The organism is Candidatus Accumulibacter sp. ACC007, from assembly GCF_907163205.1.
Classification (GTDB): domain Bacteria; phylum Pseudomonadota; class Gammaproteobacteria; order Burkholderiales; family Rhodocyclaceae; genus Accumulibacter; species Accumulibacter regalis.
Genome location: NZ_CAJQUD010000001.1, coordinates 167,745 through 184,364 on the forward strand (window position 1 = coordinate 167,745; position 16,620 = coordinate 184,364).

The 16,620-nt window shown below is 62.6% G+C and carries 15 protein-coding genes; 12 read left to right on the top strand and 3 right to left on the bottom strand.

Annotated features, from left to right (window positions below; translation table 11 throughout):
- The first annotated feature begins 4 nt into the window (after window positions 1–4).
- Window positions 5–1,429, top strand: a complete 1,425-nt coding sequence (locus QZ634_RS00625) for a conjugal transfer protein TraH (RefSeq protein ID WP_291984675.1) — start codon at window positions 5–7, stop codon at window positions 1,427–1,429.
- 33 nt (window positions 1,430–1,462) lie between these two features.
- Complete coding sequence (locus QZ634_RS00630) at window positions 1,463–4,285, top strand: conjugal transfer protein TraG N-terminal domain-containing protein (RefSeq protein ID WP_291984677.1); 2,823 nt, start codon at window positions 1,463–1,465, stop codon at window positions 4,283–4,285.
- Window positions 4,286–4,338: 53 nt separating this feature from the next.
- Here QZ634_RS00630 and QZ634_RS00635 read toward each other — a convergent pair whose 3' ends face one another.
- The 3 genes from QZ634_RS00635 to QZ634_RS00645 form a co-directional block, all read right to left on the bottom strand.
- Window positions 4,339–5,022 carry a hypothetical protein gene (locus tag QZ634_RS00635; RefSeq protein ID WP_291984679.1) on the bottom strand — a complete coding sequence of 228 codons (684 nt, stop codon included), beginning with the start codon at window positions 5,020–5,022 and terminating at the stop codon, window positions 4,339–4,341.
- A 403-nt stretch (window positions 5,023–5,425) separates the two neighbouring features.
- Window positions 5,426–5,944: a cytochrome c gene (locus QZ634_RS00640; protein ID WP_291984681.1), complete on the bottom strand. Its 519-nt coding sequence runs from the start codon at window positions 5,942–5,944 to the stop codon at window positions 5,426–5,428.
- Window positions 5,941–7,101, bottom strand: a complete 1,161-nt coding sequence (locus QZ634_RS00645; protein ID WP_291984683.1) for a c-type cytochrome — start codon at window positions 7,099–7,101, stop codon at window positions 5,941–5,943. The genes QZ634_RS00640 and QZ634_RS00645 overlap by 4 nt, the downstream gene beginning before the upstream one ends.
- A 217-nt stretch (window positions 7,102–7,318) precedes the next feature.
- Between QZ634_RS00645 and QZ634_RS00650 the strand changes: the two genes are divergently transcribed.
- The 10 genes from QZ634_RS00650 (at window position 7,319) to QZ634_RS00695 (ending at window position 16,435) form a co-directional block, all read left to right on the top strand.
- Window positions 7,319–7,999, top strand: a complete 681-nt coding sequence (locus tag QZ634_RS00650; protein WP_291984685.1) for a heavy metal response regulator transcription factor — start codon at window positions 7,319–7,321, stop codon at window positions 7,997–7,999.
- 2 nt (window positions 8,000–8,001) lie between these two features.
- Window positions 8,002–9,408 (top strand): heavy metal sensor histidine kinase, encoded by a 1,407-nt coding sequence (locus tag QZ634_RS00655; RefSeq protein ID WP_291984687.1) that lies wholly within the window; start codon window positions 8,002–8,004, stop codon window positions 9,406–9,408.
- 321 nt (window positions 9,409–9,729) lie between these two features.
- A complete protein-coding gene (locus tag QZ634_RS00660) occupies window positions 9,730–10,158 on the top strand; it encodes a MerR family DNA-binding protein (RefSeq protein ID WP_291984689.1) in 429 nt (142 codons plus the stop codon).
- Window positions 10,159–10,223: 65 nt separating this feature from the next.
- Window positions 10,224–10,985 (top strand): HD domain-containing phosphohydrolase, encoded by a 762-nt coding sequence (locus QZ634_RS00665; protein WP_366145344.1) that lies wholly within the window; start codon window positions 10,224–10,226, stop codon window positions 10,983–10,985.
- Complete coding sequence (locus QZ634_RS00670) at window positions 10,982–11,329, top strand: DUF2933 domain-containing protein (protein ID WP_366145345.1); 348 nt, start codon at window positions 10,982–10,984, stop codon at window positions 11,327–11,329. Before QZ634_RS00665 ends, QZ634_RS00670 begins: the two co-directional genes overlap by 4 nt.
- Entirely contained in the window at window positions 11,326–12,006 is a 681-nt protein-coding gene (locus tag QZ634_RS00675) for an isoprenylcysteine carboxylmethyltransferase family protein (RefSeq protein WP_291984691.1), read from the top strand. The genes QZ634_RS00670 and QZ634_RS00675 overlap by 4 nt, the downstream gene beginning before the upstream one ends.
- On the top strand, window positions 12,003–12,368 hold the full coding sequence (locus tag QZ634_RS00680) for a cytochrome c (protein ID WP_291984694.1): 366 nt from the start codon (window positions 12,003–12,005) through the stop codon (window positions 12,366–12,368). The genes QZ634_RS00675 and QZ634_RS00680 overlap by 4 nt, the downstream gene beginning before the upstream one ends.
- 77 nt (window positions 12,369–12,445) lie before the next feature.
- Window positions 12,446–13,435: a YncE family protein gene (locus tag QZ634_RS00685; protein WP_291984696.1), complete on the top strand. Its 990-nt coding sequence runs from the start codon at window positions 12,446–12,448 to the stop codon at window positions 13,433–13,435.
- Between the two features lie 71 nt (window positions 13,436–13,506).
- Window positions 13,507–15,930 (top strand): heavy metal translocating P-type ATPase, encoded by a 2,424-nt coding sequence (locus QZ634_RS00690; protein WP_291984697.1) that lies wholly within the window; start codon window positions 13,507–13,509, stop codon window positions 15,928–15,930.
- A gap of 16 nt (window positions 15,931–15,946) precedes the next feature.
- Window positions 15,947–16,435: a YHS domain-containing protein gene (locus QZ634_RS00695; protein ID WP_291984699.1), complete on the top strand. Its 489-nt coding sequence runs from the start codon at window positions 15,947–15,949 to the stop codon at window positions 16,433–16,435.
- The last annotated feature ends 185 nt before the right edge of the window (window positions 16,436–16,620 follow it).

Sequence of the window (16,620 nt, forward strand, 5' to 3'; positions counted from 1 at the left end):
GATCGTGAATACTCCAGGCTTCCGGCGAACGCTCGCCGTCACACTCGTCCTTGCGGCCCTGACCAGTCAGGCAAGCGCCAACGTTTCGCAATCGATGCAGGACTGGTTCAACGACATCGGGGCCTACGGCAACGTGACCGGCCCCAACGCCTATCGCGGGCAGACGATGAATTTCTATACCGGCGGCAGCCTGTACATGCGCACGCCGGTGCGCAACTACCCGCTGGCGAGCATTACACCGCCGTCGTTTCGGGCAGGCTGCGGCGGTATCGATCTTTATGCCGGATCGTTTTCTTTCATCAACAAGGACCAGTTCGTCGCGCTGCTGCGAAACATCGGTAACAACGCCATCGGTGCTGCATTCAACATGGCGCTCTGTTCGATGTCCCCCGACCTTTGCGACCTGCTGAAATACCTGCAGGACCAGGTGTCGAAGATGAACAACCTCAACATCAATTCCTGCCAGGCCGCCGAAGGGATCGTCACCGCCGCCGGGAGCATGCTGACCGATCGCACCCAGGAGAAGGAAGGCAAGACCGCCGGGGCGAGCCTGAACCTGTTCGGCGATGTCTTTGAGTCCTGGGACGAGTGGAAAAAGAGCCGGGTCACGGCCAGAAACATCCGGACGGCAGCCCGAAACGCGTCAGCGGGCTATCGCGAGCTCTTTGAACCGGGCAACGTCGTCTGGCGATCGCTGTCGCGCGTCTCCGGCGTCAGCGATGAGACCAAGGAACTGCTGATGAGCTTGACCGGCACGATCATTGTCACGCCGCCCGGCGAGAACGGTGACGAGAAAGCCCGGTGGACCTACCTGCCCGGCGGCAAGCTCACCTTCCGGCAGTTCGTCGGTGACGGCGGATCAACGACAGTGACGCTGCCGGGCCTCAAATGCGGTGTCGATGCCGCCGAGTGCATGAGTCCGACCTTCTCGGAGAGCGCCTTCACCGTGACGCCGTTCTCTCGGCAAGTGAGGATCCGGATAGCCGCGATGCGCGACAAGATCGTCAACCGCGATGCCTCCGGCCAGTCGAACCTGGATACCGCCCTGATCGGCACCTCCTCGCTGCCGGTCTGGAAGATGCTTGCGGTATCGAGCAGCATCCCAGGGGGTGACCGGATCACCGAGGACTATGCGCAACTCATCGCCGTCGATGTGGCCTACGCCTACTTCACGAACCTCTCGAAGACGCTGCGCAACGCGCTGCAGAACGAAACCGGCAAGAGCGGCCCCGACGCCGTCGCGGCGGCCGAGAAGATCCTGGTCCGGCTCAACGAGATCGAGCAGGAGGCGCGCGACATGCTGCGGGCCGAATACCAGAAAGGCATGCAGGTCGTCGAACTGAGCCGTTCGCTGCAACTCCTGCATCAAAGCCTGAACGCCGGGATGCCGACCAACATCTTCCAGTCGATGATGGTCTTCAACCGCTAGTCACGACGGGTACAAGCGGTAGGGGAAAGCGAAATGTACGAGGTCTATGCCTACTGGAACGTCGCCGAGTTGGAGGCGATGTTCAATGCCGTCGCGGCGATCATGGGTAGCGGCGACTACCTCGGCCTGCTGCGAACCATGGCGATTGTCGGCGTGATCGTCGTCGTCATCGCCACCCTGAGCGGACGCGAACGACTCGACGGGATGTGGAAATGGCTCTTCTTCCTGGCCATCTTCCAGGCGCTTCTTCTCGTGCCCAAGGTGACGGTGACGATCGTCGATCGCACCGGCAACGAGCCACCGCGTGCGGTCGCCAACGTCCCGATCGGGCTGGGCGCCTTCGCGCACGCGATGAGCAAGGTCGGCGACTGGCTGACCGGCGCTTTCGAGACGGTGTTCTCGCTACCCAACGATGTGAAGTTCCGCAAGAACGGCACCCTGTTCGGCCACCGTGTGCTTGCCGAGCGTCTCGCCGTGAAGAGTGGGAATCCGGTGCTGACCAGCAACCTGCTGGAGTTCTACCGCGAGTGCGTCGCTCCGGATGTGGCGACCGGCTACATCCGCATGAAGGAAGACATCATCGAGGTCAATAACGTCTGGGCCAGCCTGAACGGCAAGACCAACCCGGCGCGGCTGGTGACCGTGCGCGACATAGGCGATCCGACGTTGCTGAACACCGTCGGTTGCGATGTCGCCTATCAGAGCCTGACCACCCAGATCACCGCCGAGTCGAACCGTCAGCTCACCATGCTGGGTTCGCGTCTTTACCCAAAAATGAGCCAGGCCGACGCCGGCGCGGCGATCGTCGCCTCGCTGGCTACCTCGACCAACTATCTCCTGGGCGTCGCGGCGTCGGCACAGGACGCAGTGAAACAGGCGATCGTCGCCAACTTCATGATCGATGCGCAGTACCTGCTGCCCGCGCAGCTCGGGGATGCTGCCAGCGCGCAAACCAACCTGGCGATGGCGCAATCGCTGCGCTCGACCAGCGACTCGTACAAACTGATGGCCCGCATCGCCGAGTCGACCATGCCCAAGGTGCGCAATGCCATCGAACTCGTTCAGTACGCGATCTTTCCGGTCTTTCTGCTCTTCGTGGTGATCAGCGGTCACCAGGCCGGGGGTGTCATCAAGTCCTACGCCGCGAGCCTGTTCTGGATTCAGCTCTGGGCGCCCCTCTACGCGGTGATGAACTTCATCATCACCATGTATTCGCGTAGCCACTACAGCAATGGCAGCGCTGGCGGTGGCCTGGCGATCGAGCAGATGAGTTTCCTGAATACCGCGATCATCAGCGATCAGGCGATCGCCGGGATGCTGGTGATCTCGATCCCGGCCATTGCGGCGGCCATCGTCAAAGGCGGCGAGGTCGGCCTGCAGGCCGTTGCCGGCCTGGTGGCCCCGCCGCGGGATCCCGAGAAAATCGCCAGCGCGCTGGCGATGGGCAACATGCAGATGGGCCACGCCTCGCTCAATAATGTCAGTCACGACACCCAGAAGGGACTGACGGTGGACATGAACCCGAGCTTGCGGCAGGGGATGACCAACTATCAGGCGCGCGGGGGGTTCGACTACAGCCACTTTTCTGGTGGCGGCTTCGTCGTCCGGCAGGGAAAAAGCGACGTGCGCGCCGACATGGCGCTCAACGATTCCCTGGGCGCTGCGGCGAAGGAGAATTACGAGCATTCCCAGCAGGCCACCCGCCAACACTCCGCGGAGTATGCCGAAAGCGCGCTCGCCGCGCTCAAGCAGGAGGCGGGATTCGAGCGCAGCCACAGCCAGGGCAGCAGCGACACCACAGGCTACCGCCACGGCATGGGGTCGAGTCGCCACCACGAGGCCAACGACAGCCTGCGTCAGGTCGATCAGTGGGCCAAAAAGCTCGGCGTTGGCGAAAAGGTGGCGATGGAAATGATGATCGGCGCCTCGATGGGCATGAATACACCGAAGCTCCTCGAGATCGCCGGGCTTCGCGGTGGGGTGGAGCTCGCCGCCAAGCTGCGCAACTCTGCCGACGCTTCGCGATCGCTGGAGGAGATGGCGCAGTTCGCCAGTGAATCGGGCTTTGGCAAGAAAGTCGGCACCGTGCTCGACAACGGCTGGGAGCGCAGCTATCGCAGCACCGACGAGGGAAGGGAAGCCGGCAGCGAGGGGATGCGCGCATCGCTGGATCACGCACGGCAATCGCGTGAAGTCTTCAGCGCCTCACTGCAGGAAAGCGAAGGGCATCGGCAGATGTGGGAGCTGTCGCACAGCGGCCAGCTGGGCTCGAACCTGCAGCTCCAGGATCATTTCATCAAGGATTTCCTGCTGCCCAAGCTCGATTTCAACTACGAGACATTCCAGGGGATCATGGGCGACCCGTACAAGCTGCGTCCCTACATTGCCGAATACACCGCGCAGAACTACGACCGGATGCTTGGCGAGATGGCCGGCCAGGTCCAGGGGGCGGATGCGATCGGCGCTCGCCACGAGGCAGATCGAAGCAGCGTTCCCGGTGCCGGTGCTGTCGGGCAGGCGGGGGAAGGCTACCGGGGACAGGTGACGGGCAGGGCGGCAGGTGCCGGGGTCTCGCCCCAGGGGCGACCGAGTGATGAGACCGCGCATACGGCGATGCGTGAATTCTCAACGAACGCGTATGCGATACGAGACCGCAAGGAGGGTGCAGCGCAGACGCACCAGGAGAACGCGACGCCAACCGATTTCGACAAGCTGGAACCGGTGTCGCCGGTCGGTAAGGGCGCGGCAGTTGTCGGCGAGGTCGGGAAAGCAGCGGGACGGGTGGTCGAGGGGCTGAGCGGGGAAGATCCCGGTCAGTACGTCCAGGACAAGCTGGTCGGAAAGAAGAAGCCTTGAGCCGAGCGCGGTCGCGATCTGGGCGAAGGCAGCGTCTTTCCAAACACCCGTGGTCAGCCACGCGTGCGGTCGGCGACGCGCCGTTCCAACGATTCGAGCGCCACTCGCTGTGCGGCACTCGCCAACGCGTGTGCCGTTCGCCGGTACTGTGGTCGGTCGTGCTTGGCGAAATCCTCGATCATCTGATCGACGCTGGTCGCGCAATCCGCGGCCGTAACCGTCTCGGGCAGGCAAAGGAAGTAGGCGGCAAACACGTTGCGCCAGTCGATGTCAAGTTGCCAGGAGCCGCCCTCGTCGGGGAAGAAGATCACGTCCTCGTGCCCTTCATCGATATGCCGAAGCAGCCGGCAAAGGCGCTCGAACGTCTGGCGGGCAAGTTCGAATTGCCCGCTGTCCGCGGCGCCGATGCATCCGCGCAGGAGATGCTTGAACTCGGCGATGAAGGCATCCGTGCCCCGCGAATGTTCCGTACAGTTTCTGGAATTCGCCGCGAAGTCTTCGAAGGGGCGACCGGCCAGACTATCGGCGTGGAACGTCTGCACTTCGTCGAGTAACGCTTTTGCTGTTGCGCTCGCTTCCGCCAGGTCGTCCACGTGCGCGTAGTCGCCGACGAGGCCCTTCAACTTCGCTTGTGGCAGGAGTTCTATCGCGCGTTCGGCGATGATCAGCAGATCGCCGCTGCGCCTTCCTCCCAGTGCCTTTCGCAGCATCTCCGGATTGGTGATGCGCCCGCTCATCAGTCCGTCGCCACCTGAAGTAGAGGAGGGCAGCGGGCTTCCCTGAGCAACCGCATTACACTGCCCTCATCCGGCGGCGTCCCGCCGCGCGCGGAGGCGAACAGCGCTGGAGGATCCGTTTCCAGCCGTTGCGTGGGGCAACGGCCTCGCGCAGGATGTCCACGCACTCCGGTGCTGGTGCACCAACTTGATGGGCAGGTTCTGTCACGCACTTGCCGTGCGCATAATCCGCATCAGGGCCTTGACAAACCACCGGAGACCACCGGTCGCCCTTGGCTGTGCAGCCTCGGTCGCACGCGTTACCAGGCAGAGGGCGGTCAAGCGGGGCCGCTGGTCATCTTGTAGAATCCCCCAAATAATCGCGAACGCGCCCAAGAGTCAGAATATGACCGGATCTCGGGCGCTATTTCTTTGAAAGCGTGACGCGTGCCTGGTGGGCACGCTGTGCTTCGGGCCAGGTACTCTTGATATAGGCGAGGCTGGCACGAATTTCTTCCTCCGCGAGAGTGTTCGCAAAACCCGGCATGTCGCTGCTATAGCCCGGCGGCGCGTACCGGCCAGCCTGGAGACCATTGCTGACGATCGCGATCAAGACCTCGTCCGGATGGTGCCAGGTATGCCCGCTGGCGTCGTGCGGCGGCGCCGGCAAGCGGCCGTTCGCGCGGCGCACGCGCCACGCCGGTTGCCCTTCCAGATTCGCACCGTGACAGCTCGCGCAGTATTGCGCATAGACGCGCTGCCCCATTGCCAGCAGCCGAGCGTCATTGGCGTCGATCAGGGGGGTGCTTGTACTGCCTTGCCAGGTGGCCCACGCTGTCGCGCCGACGAGAAAGGCGACACTCGTCGCCAGCAGCCAGCGGAAGCCGTTGGCACCGGAGGCGGTTCGCTTCGTTGGTGGTCCTGAATCGCTCGCTTCGCTCAATGCGTCATACAGCCCGGGTCCATGTGCTTTGCTCCCTGGCAGCGCAGGGCGTTCTCGTTCCAGAGGCTCTTCATATAGGCGACCAGGTCTTCGGCATCGCGTGCGTTCAGTTTGCCCTCGAAGGCGACCATCCTACTGTTCGGTGCCGGGCTGCCCTTGAGGATGGTGTTCTGCAACTGTTGATCGCTGTGATGCCAGGCGTGCGCGCTATCGTCGAGGGCGGGCGCCAGTCCCTGCATGCTCTTTCCGAACTGCGGCGCTTCGCCTATTCCAACCGCACCATGGCAGGCCTGGCAGTTGGCGGCGAACAGCTTCTCGCCACGCTTCTCCGCCGCGCTTTCCGGTCCGCGTGGCCGGTTGATCGCCTGCCAGCTGCGGCCGTCGTCTGCGCTGACGAAGAGCTTCCCGATATGAGTGGCGGCAAACAGTTGATCGCCATTCCGCGCCATCACCAGGATCGCCTGTCCGCCGAAGGAATTGGCCAGCGGCGTCCATGCCAGTTCGGGCTCGTGCGCTTTTAGAAAGCCCTGTCCGAACTGAAAACTGTAAAGCGTTCCGTCAGGCTCGGCGCTGAACATGGTCACCGGAATGCGCATCATCGACGCCGGCCGCCAGGAAGCACCGTCGTCAGTCGAAAAGCGCAAGCCCTCCTCGGTTCCGGCGTACAGACCACTCGACGAGGCCGAGATGTTCATCAGCTTGTCTGGCACGTCGCCGCTGCGGTTCCACGTGCGGCCGCTGTCCATACTGCGGTAGAGACCGTCGGCGACACCGTACAAGCGCTTCCCGTCGGTCGGACTGACGGTCAGCAGCGCGAAGCTCTCCGGCCCATCTTGACTCTGCCGTTGCCAATGGCTGCCACCGTCATCTGATCGCAGCAAGCCTCCGGACGGGCCACTGCCGTACAGCACTTTGGCGTCGGACGGATCCGCGGCGAGTGCGACGAAACCACCATCTCGCTTGGCGCGTAAGGTCAGCCGACCATCGGGCTGCACGAGGTAGAGGCCCTCCTTGGTTGCAACAAGCACCCCATCGCTACCGTTGGATGGCGCGAGTGCGAAGATCCGACCCAACTCCGGGGCGGCGGCAGCTGCGAGCGGGACGACGAATAGCAAGGCAGTAAGGCGGCGCAAGACGGACAAGGCAAATGTCTTCATGGAGCGAATCCTTCGATCATTGAAATGGATAACGGCTACCCGAGGCACAGCGAGCTCAAAACGACTCTCGGCAGAACTTGAGACGCCTGTAGTCCACGATGATGCGCATGTCACTCCGTCTGAAAGCTGACATGGCAATTACATTTCTGTAATGGGGTTCTACCGGCACCGCAAGCGGGCACAATCTCGCACACAGACTTGGCAGAGGGCAACGTACATGAAGATCCTGATTGTCGAAGACGAGCCCAAAACGGGCGATTATCTGCGCAAAGGCCTGCTTGAGGCGGGTTTTGTCGTCGATCTCGCACGCGATGGCCTCGACGGCCTGCATCTGGCATTGAGCGGCGATTACGACCTGATCGTCCTCGATGTGATGCTACCGTCGCTGGATGGATGGGGCGTGTTGAAAACGGTGCGTCGCGGCGGTCACGAGATGCCAGTTCTCTTCCTCACTGCACGCGACGGCGTGGAAGACCGGGTGCGCGGGCTGGAGCTCGGCGCGGACGACTACCTCGTGAAGCCGTTTGTTTTTTCGGAGCTGCTTGCCCGCGTCCGCACGCTGCTCAGGCGGGGTCGATCGCAGGAGGTCGAGACGCTGCGCGCCGCGGATCTCGAGCTGGATCTGCTACGCCGCCGCGTCAGCCGTGCCGGCGTACGAATTGACCTCACGGCCAAGGAATTCGCGCTGCTCGAGCTACTGCTGCGCCGCCAGGGGCAGGTGTTGCCTCGCTCGCTCATCGCCTCGCAGGTGTGGGACATGAACTTTGACAGCGACACCAATGTGATCGACGTCGCGGTGCGTCGCTTGCGTGTAAAGGTCGATGAGCCCTTCGAGGCGAAGCTGATCCACACCGTGCGCGGCATGGGCTACGTGCTGGAAATTCCGGAGTCTCTCTGAGCATGCGACCGTGGCCGAGGTCGCTGACTACCCGGCTAGCGCTGTTGTTCGCGCTGCTGACCGCCCTCCTGTTGGTGGTTGTCGTGCTGGTGCAGGGCCATGCCGTTGAAGGACATCTTCGTGAACTCGACGATCAGGAACTGACTGGCAAGGTGACGCTCATCAAGAACCTCCTGCATCGCGCCGAATTGTCCGAAACTCTGTCACGCCGCCTTGACGACGCCTTCATCGGACACGACATGTTGGGGGTGGTATTGCGAAACACAGAGGGCAGACTTATCTACGCCATTCGCCCGGAGCACTTCAGTGATCCGCAGATGGCCAATGATGACGTAGCGCCGGAGGTTACGACGAGATGGGAGAAAAGCGGCAAGCAATACATTGGTCTGGAAACCACCGTTGAGGCGCTCGATTTCTGGTCCAGGCCGATACGCTTGAAGGCCCTGATCGGACTCGATATCTCACATCAGGTGCGCTTCTTGGAACAAGTGCGCAAGCGCCTGTGGATCGACATTTTCTTCGCCGCGATCATCGCCGCGTTGTTCGCCCTGTTCGCCGCCCACAGCGGGCTCACGCCGCTACGGCGAATGACGGCTACCGCACGCGGCTTGTCGGCTGAACATCTCGGCGAGCGTCTTGCCGAGCGAGACGCACCGACCGAGGTTCGCGATCTGGTGATCGCGCTCAACGGCATGCTGGAGCGACTGGACGCATCATTTCGCCGCTTGTCCGATTTCTCTGCCGATATTGCCCATGAGTTGCGCACGCCGGTCTCGAACCTGATGACCCAGACCGAAGTCGCGCTGTCGCATGCTCGGAGTCCGGACGAGTATCGGGAAATCCTCGTGTCCAACCTGGAAGAGTACGAGCGCATTGCGCGGATGGTCAGCGACATGCTGTTTATTGCCCAGGCAGAAGATGGACGTCTGCCGAAAGTGACGGAAACCGTCAATCTGGCCGATGAGGCACGGGCACTGTTTGATTTTTACGAGGCGCTGGCTGATGAGAAGGGCGTGAAGATCGTTCTCGCCGGGGAGGTGAATGTCACTGCTGATCGCCTGATGGTGCGTCGTGCGCTTTCCAACCTGTTGTCGAATGCACTTCGTCACTCACTGTCCGGAACCTCCGTCGAGATCTTGATTGCCACCGAAACCAGCTCGGCGACGCTGGCAGTGAAAAATCACGGCGATACGATACCGTCCGACCAGTTGTCGCAGATCTTCGAACGCTTCCATCGCGCAAGCCCAGAGCGACACCGTCACGGAGAGGGCGCCGGACTGGGGCTGGCCATCACACGCAGCATCGCCGAGATGCACGGCGGTCGCATCGAGGTAACGTCCAACGCCGGAGTGACGGCCTTTACGCTGCATCTGCCGCTCGCCCCGGCAGTACCTTCTGCGAATGCTTGAGCAGTCGGTCGTTCCGTCAGGATTTGCTGCACGCTAACAAGCGACAGTGGCGGCGCTTACTACCACAGGTGACTGAACCGTAATCCGGCGGTCATCTCCTCGTGGGGACCCGACTGGCACCATAGGCAAAGGTAAAGGGTGCTGCAAAGCGGGAAACCCGGCTCGCCAGGCAGATGCAGGACAGGCGCGAATATCTGTTGCCCGCATAGAGTCAAAGGTAGCAGAGGCTGACGAACAATGCCTCCTTCTGGCGACCACTCTCTTCGCTAAAAAAGCCCCTTACGGGCCTGCTCATTGTTGGTTCTGGACAGGAGAAATATCGTGAAAGTCAGCGAGTTGGCGAATCTGGTGGGCGTTACACCGGATACCGTCCGCTATTACACGAGCATCGGGTTGCTGGTTCCAGCCATTGATCCTGACAACGGCTACCGTCGTTTCAAGGATACCGACGTCCATCGCCTGCGCTTTGTTTTGCGCGCCAGGCGGCTCGGCTTCCATCTGGACGAGATTGCCAAGATCATCGGCATGTCCGATCGCGGCCGAACGCCGTGCCCAGTGGTCAGAGAGATCGTCCAGCGGCGCATCGCCGAAACTCGCGAGCGAGTGGCCGAGATGCAGGCTCTGCAGGCACGTCTGGAGCAGGCGCTGGCGCTGTGGGCGGAAATGCCCAACGCCGAGCCCGACGGTCACGCCACCTGTGCGTTGATCGACGCGACCGGCGACGAGTGCCAACACACAACCGACGCTTGACCTGTGAGCGGCTCCAAGGTGCAAGTTGCGCTCTGCGAAGACTGAACGGTAACTGAGATATGGACATGAAGCGAGAAAACGATGGCCCTGACGCCCGCCTTACCAAGGGCGATTGCATCTCCTGTAACGCCCTCGGCACTGGCATCTCTGCCGCCCTCAGCGACGGTGGATGCTGCTGCGAAGCGTGCTATCTGAATAGCAGAAAGCAGGAAGCGAACACGTCTGCCCACGCCTACGAGGGTTTCGCCGAAGCACTGGTCGCAGCGCTCGACCTGCGGGAACACGAGACCGGCCTCCATTCCAAACGGGTGGCCTGCCACACTCTGGTCCTGGCGCGCTGCTTCCTGTCCAGACCGGAGCACTTGCGCGATGTGTACTGGGGCGCGCTGCTACACGACGTGGGCAAGATCGGTGTCCCGGACGCGGTACTGCTCAAGCGGGGGCCGCTCGACGAGGGCGAGTGGGCGGTCATGCGGACGCATCCCGAGGCTGGATCGCGCATTCTGGCGCCGTTGCCTGCCCTCGCGGAAGCCGCCCGAGTCGTCTTGTGTCACGAGGAGCGCTATGACGGCAGCGGCTACCCGGCTGGGTTACGTGGTAACGAGATTCCGCTTGGCGCTCGGCTGTTCGCCGTGATCGACACGCTGGACGCCATGACTTCCGATCGCCCCTATCGGCGCGGCGTCGATTTCGACACTGCCAAAGCGGAGATTCAATACATGAGTGGCAGCCAGTTCGATCCGCTCGCCGTCGAGGCATTCATCCAGGAAGAAGCCACGCTCAGGAAAATGGTTGCACTCAAGTGCAACGCGGCTCTAGTGCCATGAACAACAACTGCAACGAAATCGATCGACTCGCCAAGGAGCAAATTGTGAATACGCATGAGCATTCCGCCAACGAAACATCCCCCGCCTCGCCTGGCGCTGGCAATAGCCGACGCGCCAAATGGGTGTTCGGCGGCTTCGCCGCTGTCTCGCTGATTCTGCTCGCCGTCGAGCATCGCACGCATGTGCTTGCCTGGGTGCCATCCTGGTGGCCCTGGCTGTTCCTGCTTGCCTGTCCGCTGATGCATATCTTCATGCACGGCGGCCACGGCAGCCACGGCACTCACGGCACTCACGGCAATCACGATGCTCAAGGCGGCGTATCCAGCAAGGCCGACGACAAATGAGCGACTCGTCTTCTGCCTACGGCCTGTGGTCCCTGGTAATCATCAACTCTGCCGTATTCATCTTCTTCGCCTTCAGTTTCTTCAAGCCGCATAGCAAGCGCGACTGGCGAACACTGGGCATGTTTTCGGCATTCGTCGTCGCCCTGTTCACCGAGATGTATGGATTCCCGCTGACCATCTACCTGCTCTCCGGATGGCTGACGCAACAGTTTCCGGGCGTGGATTTCCTCCAGCACGACTCCGGTCACCTGCTGGAAGTGATGTTCGGCTGGCGATCGAACCCGCATTTCGGACCGTTCCATGTTCTGTCGATGGTCTTCATCGGTGGCGGCTTCTGGCTGCTCACTGCGGCGTGGCGCGTCCTCTACACAGCGCAGGCGAGTGGCGTGCTGGCCACCGCCGGACCCTACGCGCGGCTGCGCCATCCGCAGTACCTCGCTTTCATTCTGATCATGGTCGGTTTTCTGCTGCAATGGCCGACCCTGATCACCTTGACGATGTTCCCGATCATGCTCGTTGTCTACCTGCGCCTTGCACGCCGTGAGGAACGCGACGCGGCGGCAAGCTTCGGCGAAGCATGGGTGACTTATGCGCGGCGCACACCGGCCTTCCTGCCGCGTTGGCCCGTCGCTTCCGGGACCGCGCCAGTGGATTGGAAAGGCAAGGAACGTCCATGATGCGTGCCACGAACCCCGTGTTGGCAGGCCTGGGCGTTGCTGCGGCCGCATTGGCCGCTTTGGCCACAGAGCCCCGAGTAGCCGTGGCCGGCACTGCGACGGGCGAATCGACCTACCAGTCCAGTTGCGTCGCCTGCCACGGTGCGGATGGTGCCGGCGTGCTGCCCGGCGTCCCCGATCTGACCTCCACGGACGGCCCACTGGCTCTCGCCGACGCGGTGCTGGTCAAGCGTATCGCCGAAGGTTTCCAGAGCCCCGGATCGCCGATGGCGATGCCACCGCGGGGCGGCAACCCGAGCCTGAGTGACGAGGATCTCAAGGCGGCAGTGGACTACATGCGCAAGGAGTTTGGTGTCCGCTGAGCAATCGAGCACGCCACGCGTCCTCAACCATCGCGCCGGGGCAACCCTGATCAACTCTTTCACGAAGGGACTTCAACATGAAAAGCTATTCGAATCTGGCCGCGACGGCCATCGTCATTGCCCTCTCCGCGCAAACGGCCTGGGCAGGCATGACCGTGTACATCCCGCTCGGCTCCGCCAACAAGGTGATTGCCGTCGACGCGGCGAGCAATCGCATTACCGCTACCTACGACGGCGTCGATAATCCGCACGGCCTGGTCGCCACCCCGGATGGCGAATACCTGGTCGCCGGTAGCTTGTCGGAAACCCCTCTGCCGGCGGGCGCCGCGATGGATACGGAAAACAGCCAGCTGGCGGTGATTCATCCGGCGCACGGTCACGTCATGTCGACCATCCCGGTAGCTGGCTGGACGCACCATCAGGCGATCACGCCCGATGGTCGCTACGTGCTGTCCACCCATCCCACACGCGGCGGCATCAGTGTCGCCGATCTGACCGAGAACAAGGTCGTCCACACCGTCGCCACCGGCCCGGCGCCGAACTATGCCGTGGTGACCCCTGATGGCAAGCGGGTTTACGTCAGCAACAGCGGTAATGGCACGATAAGTGAGGTCGACACCGCCGACTGGAAAGTCACGCGCACCCTGGACGCAGGCGCCTCACCCGAGCACATGCTGCTGGCGCCCGACGGCCAGCGGCTGTACGTGGCCAACGCGCGCAGCGGCGCGGTCAGCGCGGTCTCACTGGAGACCGGCAAGGTCGAGCGCGAATACAAGATGGGCAAGCGCCTGCACGGGCTCGACATCAGCGATGACGGCCGCTGGCTCTTTGTCAGCCTGATCTCCGAGGACAAACTGGTGGCACTCGACCCGCAGACCGACGTGCGCCGCGTTTTACCGCTCGCGCCCGCGCCGTATCACCTCGGTGCCGTGCGCGGCACCGGCAAGCTCTACGTCTCCAGCCGCAAGGAACCGAAGATCTGGGTCGTGGACCAAACCTCGCTGGAAGTGCTGGACACCATCTCCTTACCTGGCGGCGAAGGACATCAGCTGGCAGTGGTGCCTTGAAGAAATAGCGCTTGACCTGTGAGCGACACACAGGTCGAAACTGCTAGCAGTACTACCTTGAAAGGACTGCCATGGACACGAAAACACGGTCGAGCGGGCACGAACATCATCATCACCAGCCCGAACATTCGCACGCCACCCACGACTTGCCCCCTGGTCATGATGCCGCCGGCGCCAAAACGGTAAAGGATCCGGTCTGCGGCATGTCCGTCACGCTTGGCGCCGGCAAGCCAAGCTTCGAGCACGACCGGAAGACCTGGCACTTCTGCTCGCAGAAATGCCGCGACAAGTTTGCTGCGGATCCTGCGCACTACCTGACTGGCGCGCACAAGAAACAAGCGGAGCAAGCGCCTCCAGCGCCCGCCGGCACGCAATACACCTGCCCGATGCACCCCGAAATCGTTCGCGATGCGCCCGGGGATTGCCCGAAATGCGGCATGGCTCTGGAGCCGATGGGGGTTCCGACCGGCGACGAAGGTCCCAATCCGGAGCTGGTCGATTTCAGGCGCCGGTTCTGGATCGGCGCCCTGTTGACCGTACCGCTGCTGGTACTGACCATGGGGCCCTTCCTGGGTCTGGGCTTCGTGCGCGATCTGCTCGGTGAGCGCACGGCGCAATGGGTCGAACTGGTGCTGAGTACGCCGGTGGTGCTGTGGGCCGGCTGGCCGTTCTTCGTTCGCGGCGTCAAGTCCGTCGTCAATCGCAGCCTCAACATGTTTACGCTGATCAGCCTGGGTGTTGGCTCGGCCTATTTGTTCAGCATCGTCGCGGTCCTGTTTCCGGACTTGTTCCCGGATGGCTTCCGCGATGCAGAGGGGCACGTCGGCGTTTACTTCGAGGCCGGCGCGGTCATCGTCGTCCTGGTCCTGCTCGGCCAGGTGATGGAGCTGGGCGCACGCGAGCGCACCGGTTCGGCGATCCGCGCGCTGCTCGACCTCGCCGCCAAGACGGCGCGCGTGATCCGTGCCGACGGGCGCGAGGAGGAAATCCCGCTCGAGGAAGTCGTCGTTGGCGACCACGTGCGGGTGCGCCCCGGCGACAAGGTGCCGGTCGATGGTGTCGTAGCGGAAGGCCATTCGTCGATCGATGAGTCGATGATCTCGGGCGAACCGGTACCCGTCGAAAAGATCGCTGGCGACACGGTGACCGGTGCGACGATCAACGGCACCGGGTCGTTGATCATCGAAGCGAAGCGGGTCGGAGGCGACACGGTACTTAGCCAGATCGTCGAAATGGTCGCCAACGCGCAACGCTCGCGTGCCCCGATCCAGAAGCTCGCCGACTCGGTCGCCGGCAAGTTCGTTCCGGTGGTAATCGGCATCGCCATCCTGGCGTTCATCGCCTGGGCAATCTGGGGACCGGCACCAGCGCTGTCCTGTGGTCTGGTGGCGGCGGTGGCCGTTCTGATCATCGCTTGCCCTTGCGCATTGGGCCTGGCGACGCCGATGTCGATCATGACCGCCACGGGGCGGGGTGCGCAGGCCGGTGTGCTGATCAAGAACGCCGAGGCGCTGGAGCGCTTCGCCAAGGTGGACACGCTGATCGTCGACAAGACCGGCACACTGACGGTGGGCAAGCCGAAGCTGGTAGCCGTGCTGCCCGCTGCCGGGCATGAGGAGGTCGAGGTGCTGCGCCTTGCCGCCAGCCTCGAACGTGGCTCTGAACACCCGCTGGCCGAGGCCATCGTCAGGGGAGCCGAGGAACGCGACATCGAACTGGCCAAGGCCGACAGGTTCGAGGCGCTCACCGGCAAGGGTGTGAAGGGCGTCGTCGACGGCCAGGCGGTCGCCCTGGGCAATGCCGCACTTCTCACCGAACTGGGCCTGGATGGCGGCACGTCCAGTGCTTTCGTCGAGGCGGCTAACGCTCGCCGTGACGAGGGTGAGACCGTGATGTTCATCCTGATTGGTGCAGAAATCGCAGGCCTGGTAAGCGTCGCCGACCCGGTCAAGGAGAGCACACCCGAAGCACTCAAGGCGCTGCACGCCGAGGGTCTGACAATCATCATGGCCACTGGCGACAACGAACGCACGGCGCGTGCCGTCGCCGGCCGCCTGGGCATCGACGAAATCCGTGCCGACGTATTGCCCGCGGACAAGGCACGCATCATCAAGGAGTTGCAGGCCAAAGGCCACAAGGTGGCGATGGCCGGCGACGGGGTCAACGATGCACCGGCACTGGCGCAGGCCGACGTCGGTATCGCCATGGGTACCGGCGCCGACGTGGCCATCGAGAGCGCCGGCTTCACCTTGGTAAAGGGTGACCTCAACGGCATCGTGCGGGCACGGCGTCTAGCCCGGGCGACCATGCGCAACATCAAACAGAACCTGTTCTTTGCCCTGGTCTACAACGCCGCCGGGGTCCCGGTCGCCGCTGGCGTGCTGTATCCCTTCCTGGGCATCCTGGTGTCACCGATCTTTGCCGCCGCGGCAATGAGTCTGTCGTCGGTCTCGGTGATCGGCAACGCCTTGCGGCTGCGCAGGACCTCTATCTGACTTGAGGGAGAAAACGATGCCCATAGAAACCAAAGTAGAAGACGTGGTGTGCGACATGATGGTCGAGCCGGATAGCTATCGCTTCCACTATCGTGGGAGAGACTATGCGTTCTGCTCAGCGCAGTGTCGCGAGCGTTTCGAGGCCCATCCGCACTTGTATGTCGGCACACCGGGTCATCCCGCGCCCAAGAAACAGGGGGTGGTTGTGTTGAAGCAACGACGGTTCGTCGTGGATAGGGCGCTCGATGAGACTCAGGCAAAGCACCTGCAAGCAGAAATCAACGCCATGATGGGCATCAAATCCTTGGAAGTGAGCGGTGCGGAAGTCGTGGTGACCTACGATCTGCTGCAGGCGACTGCTTCACAAATTGAAGCGGAGCTCGAGAAAGCCGGGGCACACCTCGGTAACGGCTGGGGAGAGAATTTGCGCCGCGGGTTCATCCATTACACAGAAGAGTGCGAGATCGACAACCTGCAGGTTAGTCCATCCGCAGGATGCCACTGATGAGTTATCAAATCGCCAGGTCACCAGGATTCTTTCGCCTCGAGGGATTGCTCGGCAGGTGTCCTCCACTTGATCTCCGGCCTGTGGGTGCCGCAGATCTTGGCCGCGACCGCGAATAGCCCGTCATGGTTGCTGTGGCTACCAATGCACGACAGCTGCAAGAAATAGCGGGATAGTCCCGGATC